The organism is Shewanella sp. SM73 (assembly GCF_025653795.1).
GTDB lineage: Bacteria > Pseudomonadota > Gammaproteobacteria > Enterobacterales > Shewanellaceae > Shewanella > Shewanella oncorhynchi.
In genome coordinates, this window is the sequence record NZ_JAKKRY010000002.1 from 253350 (window position 1) to 270643 (window position 17294).

Annotated in this window: 13 protein-coding genes and 1 riboswitch; of the genes, 3 read left to right on the plus strand and 10 right to left on the minus strand. The window is 44.5% G+C overall.

Annotated features, from left to right (window positions below):
• Positions 1 to 7: 7 nt before the first annotated feature.
• The 3 genes from L5M51_RS04330 to L5M51_RS04340 all read right to left on the minus strand — a co-directional run bounded on the left by L5M51_RS04330 (position 8) and on the right by L5M51_RS04340 (position 3346).
• Positions 8 to 1129 carry a succinylglutamate desuccinylase/aspartoacylase family protein gene (locus tag L5M51_RS04330; protein WP_263171752.1) on the minus strand — a complete coding sequence of 374 codons (1122 nt, stop codon included), beginning with the start codon at positions 1127 to 1129 and terminating at the stop codon, positions 8 to 10.
• Position 1130: 1 nt separating this feature from the next.
• Complete coding sequence (lysC, locus tag L5M51_RS04335) at positions 1131 to 2486, minus strand: lysine-sensitive aspartokinase 3 (protein ID WP_263171753.1); 1356 nt, start codon at positions 2484 to 2486, stop codon at positions 1131 to 1133.
• Positions 2487 to 2636: 150 nt separating this feature from the next.
• A riboswitch (Lysine riboswitch) is annotated at positions 2637 to 2811 on the minus strand.
• 100 nt (positions 2812 to 2911) lie between these two features.
• Positions 2912 to 3346: a DUF3293 domain-containing protein gene (locus L5M51_RS04340; protein ID WP_263171755.1), complete on the minus strand. Its 435-nt coding sequence runs from the start codon at positions 3344 to 3346 to the stop codon at positions 2912 to 2914.
• A gap of 587 nt (positions 3347 to 3933) precedes the next feature.
• Here L5M51_RS04340 and arcA point away from each other — a divergent pair.
• Positions 3934 to 4650, plus strand: a complete 717-nt coding sequence (gene arcA, locus L5M51_RS04345) for a two-component system response regulator ArcA (RefSeq protein WP_006080127.1) — start codon at positions 3934 to 3936, stop codon at positions 4648 to 4650.
• An 87-nt stretch (positions 4651 to 4737) separates the two neighbouring features.
• Here the strand turns inward: arcA and L5M51_RS04350 are convergent, their stop codons facing one another.
• Complete coding sequence (locus L5M51_RS04350; RefSeq protein WP_263171756.1) at positions 4738 to 7050, minus strand: S9 family peptidase; 2313 nt, start codon at positions 7048 to 7050, stop codon at positions 4738 to 4740.
• A gap of 266 nt (positions 7051 to 7316) precedes the next feature.
• On the opposite strand from L5M51_RS04350, the gene L5M51_RS04355 reads away from it, so the two are divergent.
• On the plus strand, positions 7317 to 8309 hold the full coding sequence (locus tag L5M51_RS04355; protein WP_263171757.1) for a class 1 fructose-bisphosphatase: 993 nt from the start codon (positions 7317 to 7319) through the stop codon (positions 8307 to 8309).
• Positions 8310 to 8814: 505 nt separating this feature from the next.
• On the opposite strand, the gene L5M51_RS04360 is transcribed toward L5M51_RS04355, so the two are convergent.
• The 3 genes from L5M51_RS04360 to L5M51_RS04370 all read right to left on the minus strand — a co-directional run bounded on the left by L5M51_RS04360 (position 8815) and on the right by L5M51_RS04370 (position 12482).
• A complete protein-coding gene (locus L5M51_RS04360; RefSeq protein ID WP_263171758.1) occupies positions 8815 to 10425 on the minus strand; it encodes a hypothetical protein in 1611 nt (536 codons plus the stop codon).
• 922 nt (positions 10426 to 11347) lie between these two features.
• Positions 11348 to 11695 (minus strand): BON domain-containing protein, encoded by a 348-nt coding sequence (locus tag L5M51_RS04365; protein WP_105250242.1) that lies wholly within the window; start codon positions 11693 to 11695, stop codon positions 11348 to 11350.
• Positions 11696 to 11912: 217 nt separating this feature from the next.
• On the minus strand, positions 11913 to 12482 hold the full coding sequence (locus tag L5M51_RS04370; RefSeq protein WP_263171759.1) for a DUF7010 family protein: 570 nt from the start codon (positions 12480 to 12482) through the stop codon (positions 11913 to 11915).
• A gap of 396 nt (positions 12483 to 12878) precedes the next feature.
• Here L5M51_RS04370 and L5M51_RS04375 point away from each other — a divergent pair, with 396 nt between their 5' ends.
• Positions 12879 to 13370 (plus strand): TIGR00645 family protein, encoded by a 492-nt coding sequence (locus tag L5M51_RS04375; RefSeq protein ID WP_105250244.1) that lies wholly within the window; start codon positions 12879 to 12881, stop codon positions 13368 to 13370.
• A gap of 180 nt (positions 13371 to 13550) precedes the next feature.
• On the opposite strand, the gene L5M51_RS04380 is transcribed toward L5M51_RS04375, so the two are convergent.
• The 3 genes from L5M51_RS04380 to L5M51_RS04390 all read right to left on the minus strand — a co-directional run bounded on the left by L5M51_RS04380 (position 13551) and on the right by L5M51_RS04390 (position 17287).
• Positions 13551 to 14795 (minus strand): dicarboxylate/amino acid:cation symporter, encoded by a 1245-nt coding sequence (locus tag L5M51_RS04380; RefSeq protein ID WP_263145575.1) that lies wholly within the window; start codon positions 14793 to 14795, stop codon positions 13551 to 13553.
• 411 nt (positions 14796 to 15206) lie between these two features.
• The gene (locus tag L5M51_RS04385) at positions 15207 to 16079 is read right to left on the minus strand and encodes a hypothetical protein (protein WP_263171760.1); all 873 of its coding nucleotides are present in this window, start codon (positions 16077 to 16079) and stop codon (positions 15207 to 15209) included.
• Positions 16067 to 17287, minus strand: a complete 1221-nt coding sequence (locus L5M51_RS04390; RefSeq protein WP_131525493.1) for a phosphoenolpyruvate carboxylase — start codon at positions 17285 to 17287, stop codon at positions 16067 to 16069. Before L5M51_RS04390 ends, L5M51_RS04385 begins: the two co-directional genes overlap by 13 nt.
• Between the last annotated feature and the right edge of the window lie 7 nt (positions 17288 to 17294).

Below are 17294 nucleotides of genomic sequence, written 5' to 3' on the forward strand. Positions count from 1 at the left end.
CGGGCGATTATGTCGTTGGCAACTCAAACACATGAGTCATGACTTTATAAAGCTCTGTTCCTTGGTGCACAGACGCCGAAGCAAAGTGCAAAATCGGCACGCAGTCCTGCGGTAAACTGACCGTCTTTAGCTCATCCGCTGTACCGTATAAATCCATACGCAGTAAATTCACTAAGGGCTGTCCCGCTGCCAGAGGTTCACCCACAGGCGCGAGGTATTCCACTAATCCAGCACTTGGCGCGTGATACTTTTTATAGTCCTTAAGGTAACAACCAAAGCGCTGCATTTTAGCGGGCGCAACGGTTTCAGCTATTACGCCTCGGTGGCTTAAATATGCCAAAATCCCTTGTGCATCAACCCGTGCATCCTCAAGACAGACGCGCTCTTGGCTCGCCAATTCCAAGGTTAACGCTGACACTGTAACCCCTAAATCGCGCCCTTGAGATTTTGCAAAATCACTCAATTGCCACCAAGGACAAAACGCCGCCTCATCCATGGCGCCACCAAAGGCATTGGGGATAATGAGCGTATAAGGGATCGACAAAAACTGCGCAGCAGCTAAGTCATATTCAGGACAATACAAGTGCTTACAAGACTTAGGACCTGTGTGCAGATCGAGCACTATATCCGCGCCATGGGTCATAATCTGCAGGTTAACCGCAAGTCTATGACCCGTGGTGATGCCCCATTCATAACGCAATTTTTGCTGACAAGCTTCAACCAAAGTACTGCGATAGGCTTGGATCAGCTCGCTATCACTCAGCTTGGCATGTTCCCCATACCAAGTCGGCAAATCGATTGCATGATTCAAATACTCACGATTCCAGTTCGCGCCCGTAATAGGATCAAATCGGCCAAGGGTAAACTCACCACTTTTTTGGTTGATCCCGAGTGGATTGGCCAATGGCACTAAAGTGATTTCGCCGCGGATGTCACAGTGTTCAAGCTGCTTCATCAACTGATAAATCACCGCATTACCTTGAACTTCAGCACCGTGGACATTGGCCTGAATATACACTTTGGGGCCATTCGCCTTATCGTCACTCGGTTTGAAATGGTAGATAGGCAAGGTGAGCGCTTGCCCTGCGGCAAGCTCCCCGATTTGCAGAGACGATGTTGTCGGCAACATACTAAACGCCTTCGAACAGATTTTGATGCAGCGATTTAACCACTTGCGCCGCTTCCGCTTCGGCCACTAACACACACAGGTTATGTGGGCTGGCGCCTTGGCAAATCATCCGAACATTGTGTGGTTCTAACACTTCAAACACACGACGACAAATACCAGGCGTCGTCGCGATGCGATTACCGATAATCGCCACCAAGGCCAGTCCATCTTCGACGCGCACACGACAATGCTGTGATAATTCTTGCAGCAATGCCTCACTCAACAGACCTTGACCACTCGAATCTGAACCAGTTTTATCGAGGGTTAGAGACACATTCACTTCTGATGTGGTAATCAAATCCACACTGATCTTATGTCGCGCTAATGTCGCAAAGGTTTCCGCTAAAAAGCCCTGCGCATGCAGCATTTGCAAGCTGTGAAGATTTAACAGGGTTTGATCGCGGCGCAAAGCCACAGCGCGGAATACGGGCGCATCTTCCACTTGATGACGGATCCAAGTCCCGCCCTTTTCAGGCTCTTTACTTGAACCCACAAACACTTGAATTTGCTGACGAACGGCAGGAAGAATAGTCGCTGGGTGCAATACCTTGGCACCAAAGGTCGCCATCTCGGCAGCCTCATTGAAACTGATCTCGGCAATCGGAAAGGCATTGGGCGCAAGACGCGGATCGGTTGTATAAATCCCCGCAACATCGGTCCAAATCTCGACTGCTGAGGCGCGTAACGCTTCAGCTAACAGTGCAGCAGAATAGTCACTACCACCACGACCTAACGTTGTTGTTTGTCCCGCTTCATCGGCACCGATAAAGCCTTGCGTGACAATCACTTGTTCCGCTAACAGTGGCTGTAGATAATCACGAGCTAAAGTCGCAATCTGCTCAACCTGAGGTTCCGCGCGGCCAAAGTGGCTGTCAGTACGTAACACTCGGCGCACATCGAAGGCACTGGAGTTAACACCTTTCTCGCGGATCACCGCCGAAAACAACGCCGAAGAACATTGCTCACCGAGGGACAACAACTCATCCATAGTCGCTTTGCTGCGTTGTGATGCGAGCGCTTCACTCAATACCGACATGCGACTCAATAATTTATCTAATGCGGCGGCCACATCGTTAGGACGACCGAGCTTATCTAAAATCGCATATTGAATTTGGGCAATTTGTTTTAATCGCTGTAATCGTCCATCGTCGTTGATCGATTCTTGGGTCAATTCCACTAGCAAATTAGTCACGCCGCTCGAAGCGCTGACCACGACTAAACGGCAATCAGGATTAGCTAACACTATGTCGGCACAGCGATTCATAGCGTTATAGTCGGCGACTGAGGTGCCACCAAATTTTGCGACAACGAAGGACATTAGCGCACCTCCGTGAAACACGTAGGGCAAGAAATAAACGCAGATTGAATAAAATATTGATTAACTAACATGATCACACTCCGAACTAACTTCGTTCGAAGAGCCTGGTGCTCAATGATAACGCACCCCAAAAGAAGGGAAACAGCAATCGTCACCAGAAGCTCTCCACCAATTACAGGTGACAATCGTCAGGATTCAGCCTGAGCGACCGACATAAACATGCAGCAACCATATCTATGCCTCGGCGCTAATCTCCCTCATCAGTCATCGCTGGAGTTTGTGCTCCTCTGACCGACTACCTAGTTAACGCTCCTCTTCTGTTCCTTTCCTAGGAAAGGGACGAAAAAAGTAGCAATAAACCCCTAATGAAGTCAATGCTAATTTCATAACAAATGAACAATTTAAATAAAATCTTTTGAAAACAACTAAGTGTTCAAATCGGGTAGCTCGTATACCAGCTGCACATAATCTCTAAATTTGCCTAAACACACTTCATCATGTCCATCCAAGGTGCAAGGCACTAAGCTCACATCCCCTTGTTCGACAACATAAATCGCATATTGATTAAATTTCTTACCCAATTGCAATGCCATCGTTCTATCGATAAACACGGCCCAACTTTTTTCCATGTGGGATAAATTCGGTGCTGCGCCCACTAAAGCACGATAAGGGCTACCGAGTAATTCAATTTCACGGAGAAGTTGGCGATCGAGTAAACGGTTTTGGCTAGGAGAGAGAAGCTTTGAAGCGGGATTATGAGCGGTAATAACAGCAAAGGAAAAATCACAGGATAATGCTTGAGTCAGCAAAAACAACGGCGCTTGGTAACATTGCCACAAATTTTGAGTCGTATTGTCCATTGGTAGTCTAGTCGAAAAATGAACCCAAGCTAGTGTAGCAGAGTGATTGTAAAATCCAAAGAGGCGTGAACTGGCTCACAGGAATAAGAAATACATTAGTTATACTAATCAATAGCTAAAGTAAATATCATGGTAAAAACCCCTGCTCACCTAAAATTTGTTAACATTTCATTTGTTAACAAATGACTAAAACGAGTACAATGTACGTACTGGTGAGTTGAAACAGATTGAGCAAGATGCTTATCGTTCAATACAGTTTGTTACATATATCGCTTAAAGTAACGTGAACTGACCGGGCATCTGTTTAAAATCTGTTCTACATTTGATTTGTCTTTTAAACATTTAAAAAAACAATAGTTAAGGAACTTATTCTAACTATTGCTTATCGAAGTTGGTACTGATTACGTTTTCTCGTATTACACTTAAACGTGCACTTAATCTACATCCAGATATAGATGTCACCGTAAAGATTTTCCTTTTGAGCACAAAGCAGTTCAAGGAAGTATCAACGCTTTTATGAATATAAGAGCCCGAAGTAAGTTGCTCTTATTGGTTAGTATAAACTGATTAAAATTTAGGTAAATAATATGCAAAATCCGCACATTCTGATCGTTGAAGATGAAGCCGTTACCCGTAACACGCTGAGAAGTATTTTCGAGGCAGAAGGGTATGTGGTAACTGAGGCCAATGATGGCGCAGAAATGCATAAGGCTATGCAGGAAAACAAAATTAACTTGGTCGTTATGGACATTAACTTGCCAGGTAAGAATGGTCTATTGTTGGCACGTGAACTACGTGAAATCAACAACATCGGTCTTATCTTCCTGACAGGTCGTGACAACGAAGTCGACAAAATTCTTGGACTTGAAATTGGCGCGGACGATTATATTACCAAGCCGTTCAACCCACGTGAATTAACGATTCGTGCTCGTAACCTTCTGACTCGTGTCAACAGCGCTGGCGCTGAAGTCGAAGAAAAGAGCTCAGTAGAATACTACCGCTTCAATGATTGGAGCTTAGAGATCAACAGCCGTTCATTAGTGAGCCCACAGGGTGAATCTTACAAACTGCCACGTAGCGAGTTCCGCGCTATGCTGCACTTTGTTGAAAACCCAGGCAAAATTTTGACTCGTGCCGATCTACTGATGAAAATGACTGGCCGTGAACTTAAGCCACACGATCGTACTGTAGACGTGACTATCCGTCGTATCCGTAAGCATTTCGAAAGCTTACCAGATACGCCAGAAATCATCGCGACTATTCACGGTGAAGGCTATCGTTTTTGCGGTAACTTAGAAGGCTAATGCCCGCTAAGCAACATCCGCATTAATTGGTTTGATAAGAATCGATTCAAAAAAACCAGATCCTAGGATCTGGTTTTTTTATGCCTACTATTTGGCGTTTTTCAACTGCCTATCGAGGAAATCTGCCAGTGAGCGATATAAGTGATTACGCACTTTCTCGCCACGCATCGAATGTTTAGATCCAGGATAATCGATCATCTGGAACAGTTTGCCCTCATCCTGCAACGCCTTATAAACCCGAGTGCTGTTTTCAAACAAGACGTTATCATCGGCCATGCCGTGATACATCAACAAACCCGCTTGATAGTTTTTCACATAAGGGAACACACTGCTGGCTTCATAACCTTTTTCATTCCCCTCAGGATGGGCTAAGTAACGCTCAGTATAATGGGTGTCATATAAGCGCCAGTCGGTTACAGGTGCACCCGAAATCGCGGCTTTAAAGTAATCCGGCGCCTTAAATAAACTCATCAAGGCCATGTAACCGCCGTAACTGTGGCCGTAAATTGCCACATTATCGGCATCGACAAATGGCAGACTGCGTAAATAGTCCACTCCCACTTTTTGATCCTTGACTTCAGCTTCGCCCAAGTGACGGTAAATCACTTGCTCAAACTTTGTGCCCCTGTGGGCGCTGCCGCGGTTATCCAACTGGAACACCACATAGCCTTGTTGAACCAGATACTGGGTAAAGTAGTCCTGCTCGCTCCAACTGTTGGTCACTAACTGTGCGTGCGGCCCACCGTAAACCCGCACGACGACAGGGTATTTATTGCTCGCATCAAACGGCACAGGTTTGAATAAACGGGTTTGCAACACTTGGCCATCTTCGGCTTTCAGTTCACCAAATTCAGGGATTTGCCACAGACCCGCATAGTCATATAAAGGATGGCCTTGCTTGACCGCATTTTGCTCAACCCAAGCCAGTTGTTGGCCCTTGTCACCGTGTAAACTTACCTGCGGTGGCTGAGATAAGCTATTGAAATAATCCAGATACACACTTTGATTGTCGGCAAACACAGGATCGTGCATACCCGCTTGCTTGCTTACCCGCTCAACCTTGCCACCCGCTAAAGGCACGCGATAAAGTTGTTTCTCGATTGGCATATCTTTGCGGCCAGTGAAATATACCCAACCAGCGGTTTCATCTATGTATTCCAACGCATCGACAACCCACTCGCCCTGAGTCAATTGGGTTTTAAGTTTGCCTTTTAAGTCAAAAAGATACAGATGATTAAAACCGTCACGCTCAGATGCCCAAATAAAAGCCGATTGTTGTTTTAAAAAGTGCAGATCGTTATTGAGGTTCACCCAAGCGTTACTGCGTTCTTTCACTAAGGTTTTTGGCTTAGTCAGTGAATCTAACGCCACCAGTTGCAAATCTAGCTTATGTTGATCGCGACTCTGCCACTGGAACGACAAATGTTTGCTATCGGGCAGCCAATCGACCCGCGGCAGGTAAATATCTTTGCTCTTGTCTTCGCTGTTCTCTTCGCGCAGGGTCACCCAATTGATAGCCTTATCTTTTAACGTGACCACACCGAGGGCGATATCGACGTTGTTTTTGCCGGCATAGGGATAGCGCTGCTCAGTAAGTTTAATACCATCAGCATAGATTTCGTTACGGGTTACTTGCTCGACACCGGACTCATCAATACGGGTAAAGGCGATGGCCGATTCATCGGGCGCCCACCAATAACCTGTCATGCGATCCATTTCCTCCTGAGCGACAAACTCGGCCATGGCATTTTTAATCGCACCGCCGCCATCGCTCGTCATAGCTTGGAGTTTTTTCGTCGCCAGATCTAACACATACAAGTTTTGATCCCGCACGAAAGACACAAAATGCCCCTTGGGCGATAAGCGTGCATCTGTAGCAAACCCTTCGCCAATCGGCAATTGAGTCACGCTACTATCGGTAAGAGAAAAGTAATACAGATTACCAGCAGCCGGAATTAATAGCGCTTGGCTATCATCGGCCCAGAAGTACTCCATAATGCCTTCGCCATAAATACGTTGGCGTTCGCGGCGGGCCTTTTCTTCATCGGATAATTCATTGCTTGCCAACTTATCGGCATTGAGCAATAGGCTAGATTTGCCCGTCTTTACATCCATCTGCCAGAGATCATAAAAATTTTGATTGTCTTTACGGCCCGCAAGATAAGTGACACGCTGACCATCGGGTGACAATTTCAAACCACGAGGACTGGTGCCCGCTAATGCGGGCGAGGCATTCATTCGCTCAATCGTCAGTGGAAGTTTGCCGCCTTCCATTGCATAAGCTGGGGTAATTGAAAACATAGCTGTCGAAATCATGGCCATTTGGCTCGCTATCAGTAGGGGAACGGCGCGCACCTTAAGTGAGCACGCAGGGAACCAAGTTAACCTATTTTTAATCATTATTATTCCTTGGGAGCATAATCGCCTAAGATGTCAGCGATTAAAAACAAGCCGACATTGTGCCAGAGGCCGCCTATAAATAGAAAGAGCATGCAATATGCCGATACAAATTAGGCCCTTGCGCCAAGCTCAATCCAAATAATCCCAAAAAGCCCCAATATTCGCTAAAAGCATCAGCAACATCGCTGAAATTGTCGACTAACTGAGTTATCATTCGCGGCAAATAACGAAATTGACCTCATTGTTGAACCTCTAAAGGACATAACATGCAGACTCTGGCCCAGCACCTGACCTCACAGGCAGTGAACGACTCCCTCTCCCACCTAATTTTAACCTTAGCCGACACCTCAAAAGCCATTAGCCATGCCGTTCGCCACGGTGCACTTGCGGGCGTGTTAGGCGCGACTGAGCAAGAAAACGTCCAAGGTGAAACCCAGAAAAAACTGGATATCATCACCAACGACATGCTCAAAGATGCATTAAAAGCTGACGGTACAGTGCGCGGTTTGGCGTCGGAAGAAGAAGATCATGTGGTTGAAGTCAGCCAAAATGGTCAATACCTGGTGTGTTTCGATCCGCTAGATGGCTCATCTAATATCGATATCAACTCGTTAGTCGGCACCATTTTCTCCGTCCTGCCCGCGCCTGCTGGCGAGCTGACTGAAACTAGCTTTTTACAATCTGGCCGTGCGCAATTAGCCGCAGGTTATGTCCTTTATGGTCCATCGACCATGCTGGCATTAACCACTGGCCAAGGTGTGCAACTCTTTACTTTGCACCCAGAAACCAATGAGTTTTTACTGACTAACGCCGCCATGAGCATTAGCCCAGATACCCAAGAGTTTGCCATTAACATGTCGAACCAGCGTTTTTGGGAAGCGCCAATGCAGACCTATATTGCCGATTTACTGCTCGGTAAAATTGGCCCACGCGAAAAATCATTCAACATGCGCTGGATTGCGGCCATGGTTGGCGATGTACACCGCGTGCTATCTCGCGGTGGTATTTTCACTTACCCAACCGACAATAAAGATCCTAAAAAACCGTACAAACTGCGCTTGATGTACGAAGCCAACCCAATGGCCTTCTTAGTCGAACAAGCTGGCGGTAAGGCTTCTACCGGTTATGAAACCATTTTGGATATTCAACCAACACAAATTCACCAACGTGTTGCCGTCATCCTAGGCAGCAGCAACGAAGTCGACGCTTGCCTGAGCTACCACGGTATTGATTACAGCGAAGAACCAAATATAGAGTAAGCAGAATCGCTTAGCTTCTGATTTTTATGATAAAAGCCACTGACCACAGTGGCTTTTTTGTTATTTATACGGCCTTGCTGCCGAGAAAGTCGTAGGGCTTCACCCCACACCCGACCAAGGAGGACTGCTCGTCCTATCCTCCTTGGATGCTCCATGACGTCCCCAACTGAGTTGAAAGCCCCTTGTGCTCATTGCCAAATCTGCTATCGCTTCCGAAGGATGCGTCCCTGCACCTGCGAAAGCTAGCTCGGCATCCATGCCGAGACTCACGCAATTTGTCTATTCGCCCTGCGGCAACTCCGAGGGGATGGTGTATTCCTCAGACACTAGAGTTATTGGAAAGTAATCAAGGCATAAAAATGAAGCCTATTTGCTCTTTTGCCTTTAATAAAGAGTCTTCAATGCCCTTCTGCAACTTCGCAGGGAAAGATGAACTTCTGAAATCTAGGTGTCGGCTGTTAATCCTGAAAGAGTTATGCATGTTCTATCTTTGCTCTATCTTTGTTCAGTCAAACTCGATACCAAAGAAATGTATAATTCTGTAACGATCGAGCTTGCTCCTTGCAGATACTCTAATTAATGCTTGATGCAGGTTTCGTCCAAAGATATCTTTTGGATTGTCGCCCTCAGTAGGTCTAAAAATACCCATACTTTCGCGAACCACTTGCATAAGATCACAATTGTTGTCACCAACTAAAAACTCGTATATTTCATCGATACTATGATTACCTAAATACTCTTCGTCTTCAGGATTCCAGCTACGGTTCTTAACTATTTTAGATAAAACGGCGTAGATTGAATGATGTTGAAAAATGACTTTCTCTTTACTAGAAATTATTTCAATGAGTTCTGCATTAGTTGTAATTTTTTTCAGCTGCATTAATAAATCAGGACTATCACTATCTAGGTTTAAAGTAACAAATTTATCAATCCAATAACTTTTATCAAAGTCTTCTTTTAGTTCCATCAACGTATCTAGTATAGGATGTAGTTCCCTAACAGAGATTGAGTTCAAATGTTCTGAAAGGAATCCTTCTAAGCCTCTAATCACATCATTGCTAGTGGAAAGGAAGTTGTTATTATAGAAACCCCAGACTTCCGTTAATCTTGATGAAACATTTCTATCAATTTGTCTTTTGTTAAGACGCGATATATTTTCAATAAATAAAGCCTCATCCATCCAACCATCCTCGATATATTTGATGATTTCAGCCTCATGATCTGCATAATAAATATACCCAAGTGAAGAAATACGCCTTTGAAGATTTTTATCAACGTCCTCATTTTTTAACGAGAAACTAAATACGCGTTCAATTTCATTAGCTCGAATACTGATACTTGGCTCATGATGAACATACGTAAGTATCACAATCGTGGTAAGTAGGTCATGTCTGACGGCTTCTTCTGAAGAAGCTATGAAATTCATCAAAGCATCAACATTCCATTTTATGTGCTTAATTATTCTAATATTATTTAGGCCTTCAGACTTGAATATGTCGCAAATCAAATCTCTACATATGTGGTTTCTAAACTCAACATCAATATTGTTAGCAGGATTAGGTGAATACTTTAACTCTAAATCTATAACTTTTTCTCGATATAGATCGATTTCTTTTTTATCTTCATCATTTAAAGTGTCATCATTAAATATTAATACAATTTTACAATGACTTGACTCACTTAAGTTTGATACATAGCCAAGTAAAGTGGACATTGAGAACTTTTTAGACTTTCTTTCTAAATCATCGATGCAAATCAGGTAATAATCTACAAGTGAGTTTTCAATAACAGAAATTGCATTTGCATACTTTGATATTTGAGGGATACTTTTTGCTATGTTTCCAATTTTCTTTAAATTAGACTTAATGGTAGCTGACTTGCTATCAGAGCTTATTGCATGAGCATTGTAGAATACACCAGACTGCAGTTCTTTTAACCCATCTAGACCAAAGAGAGAAACATAAGAATAGTTAGAAAAACCAAGTGAACTGAAATGCTTGTTGACGATCTCATTCCATTTAAAAGTTTTCCCTACTCCCCATTTTCCTTTGATAACCAGAACTTTTTTCTCTTTATGTTTGAGAAACGCAACTACATTTTCTTCAAAATTTTCCACATTACCACCATAAATAAATCGTATAACAGGTTATGGCCCGAAACTCTAATTATCACCTAGCATATGTTTTGGCTAGATTAATATACATTTCGAATAAATTATTATTGTATGACACTAACTTAGCATTAAGTCTTCAGATGTGACAACAAATGAAAAATGAGACAGCACAACTCTTTCCAGGTTTACAACCCACACACTAGTTACTGAAGTTCACCTCCCCCTGCGAAGTTGCTGAAGGGCGTTGAAGAGAATCGCGTGACGCAGACAGGACGTCTGCGTAGCTTTCGGGGGGAAGGGACGCCCCATCGGAAGCGTTAGCTATTTTCGAATAAGCACGAAGCTAGTATCTAATGCATGTAACTTCGCAAGGGGCGTCATGGAGCATCCAAGGAGGATAGGACGAGCAGTCCTCCTTGGTCGGGTGTGGGGTGAAGCCCCACGACTTTGATTCACCTCGGCCGTAAGGCCGTATAAATCTGCAACTACAATATGGACGTGAACTAAAAATCGAAGGTTCTACATCAGTAGAATTAACAATTAAAAAGACAAGGACGAGGACGAGCAGTCCTCCTTGGTCGACTCTTGATTAAACGTCAGGGGTGAAGCCCCACGACTTTAATTCACCTAGGCCGTAAGGCCACAAAGCCAAAAGCTACGTAGCAAGTGCGAAATGTGGCGCAAAGAAAGTCACGACGGGTACAAACTCCAAAGCACAAATCTGCCACCACAGCCGCAAGGCCAGCGTGAGTGACCATAGCTGGACTCACACATTTTATAAATCAAGAAGCCAACGCCCCGCAGCATGGTTGGCGGGGATTGGTATTTTGTGGCATAAGCGGTGAATTAAAGCCAGATAAGAGCTGCCGCTCCTGTTTGTCGTCTGTCAATTGAATACATCAAACAGGCGGCTTTACTGACATTGCTATTTTACTTCCAACCGATTATTTACCGAGTGCACACCAGAGGTTGCTGCCGTCACCCGTTCAGCTTGGTCTTTCTGAGCTTGGCTATTTACATTGCCGGAAATGGTGACATCGCCCTTGCGGGTTTCTATCTGAATATCTAAATTTTGTAGCTGCTGATCAGCGATCAACGCAGTATTAACTGCTGTGGCAATTTTAATATCATCACCAGTACCATCCTCGGTTGTTACAGTTAAGTCTGGTGTACCTGTTTGAGTATTCACATTGCCACTATCACAACCGTTAAGCAGCAAACTACCAACGAGTACAACACCAGCGGTAACGAACGTAAGTTTCATGGTTTGCATTATAAGCTCCTTCACACTGCAAAAAGTGCAGGGTAATAACCATAATGCAATAACGCCAGTTTGAGCTCTGTGCGCTGGCAGACATACAAATCGATCTAGGGCGAGATCACTTGTTAGACTCTTGATTAAGCGTCAGGGCTGAAGCCCCACGACTTTGATTCACCTCGGCCATTAGGCCGCAAAGCCAAAATCTACACAATAACCCAAAGATAACCCACTAATTGCTAGCACAAAGATTTTGCTGAATCTTCCAGCGGCGCTGCATCACGGGAATTGAAAAACCATAACAAAACACCACGATTAGAGGCTGAATTTGAAAGCTCAGCTCGGGCCAGAGCATGAAAGCTGCCACACAGGCTAAGGTGCGCACTATCGCATGCACTATGGCCACCTTTTGCGCTGCTAAAACACCGTGGGCTAACCACATTAAACCTGTTTGCACCGCAAGGGCGAAAGGCAAAGCCAGATAATTTTCCATAAAAAAGGGAATACTGATGCTAAAGGTTAAAAAACTCATCCCCATCGCAGCGAGAAACACAGTCTCAAACCAATTACGCTCAGCGCTTTTCTTAAACGAGATATTCTCGCCTGTCAGCCGCGAAATACCCATGGCAAGGTAGATAATAGAACCAGTACCGATAAAGACCGCCATCACCAACTGCGAAGGAGGTAATACAAAGCTCAATACAAACAGTAGGCTCCACACAATCATGCCAGATAAGGGCATAGCTAAAGCACGTTGTTGACGATATTCGATTAATTGTTGGTCCAGTGATTTATGTTGCATGATTAAGCCTCCTTGTTTAGATGACTTAAGTATCTGCATAAAATGTCCATTACAGCAGTGTGAGTTGTCAGCAATCTAGGATGACAAATGTCACTTCCTTCATCAAAGCCCTAAAATGCCGAGAAAAATGATCATCCATAGCTGAATTTGCTTGGTATTAGGTTGAAAAAAGCGACGATCAGACATATCAAAGGCAGAGCAAATTAAACGATGTAGCGCCACTAACACCCAAATAGGGGTTAAATAACCACAGAGGTTACAAAAAAAGCACAATAACAGCATATAACTCACGCCCTTGTGATTGGGTAATAGCGCGCATAAAGTGCATTATGTTACTGTTTTAGTCATTAGTGACTCGATTTTTTACCGCATTTTAGATAAAGGGTTTAATGGATTATGGAACAAATATTTGAAAAATTAATGTATGCATCGCGCTGGATTATGGCGCCAATTTATTTGGGACTCAGCTTTGTTTTATTGGGCTTAGGCATTAAATTCTTCCAAGAGATCTTCCATATTCTGCCGATCATTTTTGAGATGACTGAAGTGGATTTAGTGCTGGTGACCCTGTCCTTGATTGATATCACCCTCGTGGGCGGCCTGATTGTGATGGTGATGTTTTCTGGCTATGAGAATTTCGTCTCGCAGCTGGATGTGGGCGAAGACAGTGAGAAGCTAAGTTGGCTGGGTAAATTAGATTCTGGCTCACTGAAAAACAAAGTGGCGGCGTCGATTGTGGCGATTTCGTCTATTCACCTACTGAAAATCTTTATGGATGTGAAGAATATCGATAACGACAAAATCATGTGGTATCTGTTAATACACATCACCTTTGTATTATCAGCCTTTGCCATGGGCTATCTGGATAAAATTACTCGCACTAAGTAATGGTGCTAACATAGTTGATGCTAACCTATCAACGTATCAACGTATCAACGTATCAACGTATCAACGTATCAACGTATCAACGTATCAACGTATCAACGTATCAATACCAGCATAGTGAATATAAAAAAAGCCACTGTTTTCAGTGGCTTTTGTTTTTATAGAATACGACTTAATGGCACATTAACTCTTCGCTGACTCAAGCTGATGCACTTTCTCGGTTTGATCCACTATAGTCAATACCGCAGTATCACCAACCACGTTACAGGATGTCAGCACCATATCAATAATCCGATCTAAGGCCGCCACTATGGCAAAGGCTTCTATCGGTAATCCCATTTGATGGATTAACACACCTATCATCACCATGCCGCCACCGGGCACACCACCCGCACCGACAGATAATAGGAAGACACTAAATAACAGCGAAGGCAATTGCTCAGTGGTAATGGGCATGCCAAAGGCGTTGGCGACAAAGAAAATCGCAATAGTGATATAAATCGCCACACCGCCCATGTTCATGGTCGCCCCCAGCGGTACGCCAAAACCAGCAACAGCGCGGTTCACGCCTAACTTGTCCGTTAAAGTACGCATGGTCACGGGAATAGTCGCATTTGAGCTTGCGGTCGAGAGTGAAAACAGCACTTGCTCTTGGGTCTTCTCGCGGAAGGTTTTGGCTGAGATTGGGGTAAATATTCCCACTGCCATAGGATAAACCACAAAAATCCACAGTAGCAACAGCGCGAGGATCAGCACCATATACTCAACCACACTCATAAACACACCTGCATCTAAGGTCGCGCCGAGTTTAAACATCAAGGCAAATACACCATAGGGCGCAAGACTCATCACCACAGAAATCAGTTTCATCATGATTCTATTGGCTGTTTGAAAACCTTGCACAGCACCTGCAACATGCTCCCCTAGGGACTTAATCACACCGCCAAGTAACAAGGCCATAAAGATCACTTGTAGCATATTGCCCGACATAAAAGCCGTCACAGGATTACGTGGGACTATGTCGATCACCAGCGCCATCAGGCTTGGCAATTCAGTTGCTGTAATCGCTACGCCATCCGTGCTACTCATATCCACGCCTTTACCGGGTTCGAGTAACAGTGCCACTAATAATGCGGTCGCGATTGCGACTACGGTATTGATGATATAAAAACCGAAGGTCTTACCGCCCAAACGACCAAAGCTTTTGAGATCTTGCAGCTCACAGACACCACAAACGATACTCACGAACACGAGTGGCACAACCAGCATCATGATCATATTGACGAACATAGTACCAACGCCACCGGCAAGCTCGACTAAATTACCCGAGAAAAAACCGATATCGTTTAAGAAGTATTGCACTATTGTGCCGAAAATAAGGCCGGCAAACAGACCAATAAAGATCCGCGTCGAAAGTGATTTCATCATGCTTGTGATTTCCCCAGAAAGGTCATTTATTTGTTATTCATCTTCCATGATGAGCACAATTGCCAATCCATTTTTGGCTCAGGCGGGGATAGTGAAACATGCTAGCCGTTAATTCAATGAATAAATTTCATTTTTTCATCTTGAATTAAGTTAACACCATCACAGAAAAATAGTAATAAACTGATTTTAAATCATAAAAAATTTATCAGAACAATATTTGAGCACTCACAAAATATATTTAAACCAGTATAAACAAACAAAATAAACATCAAATAACATCAAATAACATCAAATTAAACATATAAGAAACAACAGCCAGATAAAACTCAGACTTAATAACTGAATTTAAATTTATAACAGGATTTAAAACCAGTTAATTACAGTAAAGTAGAGAGATGAAAGGGATGACAACTAAATATATGGCACTAACACTAGTTCAAGTCCGTGAGCCAGCAGGTGTTGCTGTTTGATACTAATACGGTGTTGATTTAGCCAAACGGCTAATTTTTGCCAATGCTTTAACTCGGCATTTTGCAAATACTTAGCCTGTTTCGCTTGCTTGTCGAAATCATCAGTAGAATTAATTTGTGCTATTGCCAAGAACTCAGCAGGTGCTGTCAGCGCAAGTTGTGGCACAAGGCAATGGGTCACGCCTGTTAAGGTATGGGCGATTTGTAACCCTGCTGGATCTAAGTCGGTAAAGGCTATAATCGGCAGTTTCCCTACCATTGAGCGCAAAAAATGCTGCACGCCAATCGGAGAATGATGACCGCTACCTCGGTAGATAACCATCACATTAGTTAAATCCTGTGGCAAACGCGCTTGATGGATAACATCAAATACATCTAGGTTTTCAATCACTAGGATGGCTGCGACATTGAGTTCATGGCAATGCTTTTGTGCTTCATCCAAAGGAATACGCAGTGATGTGCGTGTTGAAATCCCAGTTGGTGAAGATTCGAAACCCAGATACTTCATCAAAACGTATTCGGCTTCAGGGCGGATCTTAGCGAGCTTTTCATCGTGACTTTTGACGGACATCGACATGCGATCGACATTAAAATCAAGCTGCCTTAAATCAAGCCCCATTAACGCCAACACGCCTTGCCTTAGCAGTTCGAAATCTTTGGGCGCAAAACACAGATACTTTTCAGACTCGTCTAACTCACCCACTTCTAACTCGCGATGAATCGCACGCCAGTTAGCCGTGAGCTTAACCTTGGGAGAACGCTTAATAAAAGCGTTCTCCAACAGTTGTAATTGTTGCTGGCCTAGGCGAGCCACAATTCCACATCGCGAATAATAAAGTTGCCGCTATAGATGGGATGCGGTTCACCCAATGGCTCAAGCTCAAAATAAGCTTTGTGTTCATCGGGCAGACCTTCGTAGCCACCAATCACTTGATAAATCCAGCTTTCGGCGTCCCAAGGCAGCGCTTTATCCGCCAGATATTCCAGCGCAGATTGGCGCAGGCCAGACTCAATTACATCGACGAAATACTCATCCACCGCTTGTTTGAGTGGATTATCCGGCACATCGAAGTCTTCACTTTGGGTGATAGAAACGGACACATCATGCTCACGCACCGCCGCAATCACGGGATGACGACTAATAGCTTTAATGTGCGCAACTATGCCCATCAACTCCAGTTCTTGACTGGCGTTGTGCACATCTACCGCAGCAGGTGCGAGCAAGATTTCGGCGCGATTGAATAGACTCGGGATTTCCTTGTGGGACACATGGTCCGCAGGACGATAATCCGGATGCAAATCAGTGTAGAGCAACCAGCCCTTGAGCAAACGGGTACGGCCACGGATTTGCCTAAAGCGACCTAAGAGTTCGAGTAAACGCCCCTGCACTACGCTCAGTTCCTGGGCGCAGTCGCTCATGGTTTCCTGCAAAGTCGTCACTAAGAGCTTGCGCAGTTCACGAATATCGCCAGCGATTTCGCCTAGCTCACTAAACTGGAACATCTCTAAGCCATTAAGTAATTCAGACACTTGGCTTTGGGCTAATTCGTTTTCGCGGATCTTAGCGTTGATCGTACCGACGTAACCAAACTCGTTATTAATGCGGCCCCAGAGCACACGGATCGAATAACGCAGACTGTCGGCGAAACTATAAACATGTTCGCTTAAATCCGACAAATAGGCCTCGGCGGCGCTGTAATCTGAGCTATGACGCGCCTCTTTGTAATGGTCGGCCAAGGTTTTAATGGTTGCTAAAGCCGAACCGACGTTAGAGTCGATTTGGCGATTGCGCTCGTCGCTTAAGCCTTCTTCGAGTAAGGCGCGAACAGAACGCTTTAGCCGCAGCTCCTGATCTGGCTCTGGCCGCCACAAAATACCGGCCTGTTTAAGCTTTTCAACCACGCTTGGATCGTGGGCATCCTCGTTAAGAGAGCCCGCTAAATAGGTGTCCATAATGATGTCAGCATGGCGACCTAACTGCTTGAGCAGTTTCACACCCGCCTGATGTAAGTTACTGCTCATCATGGCC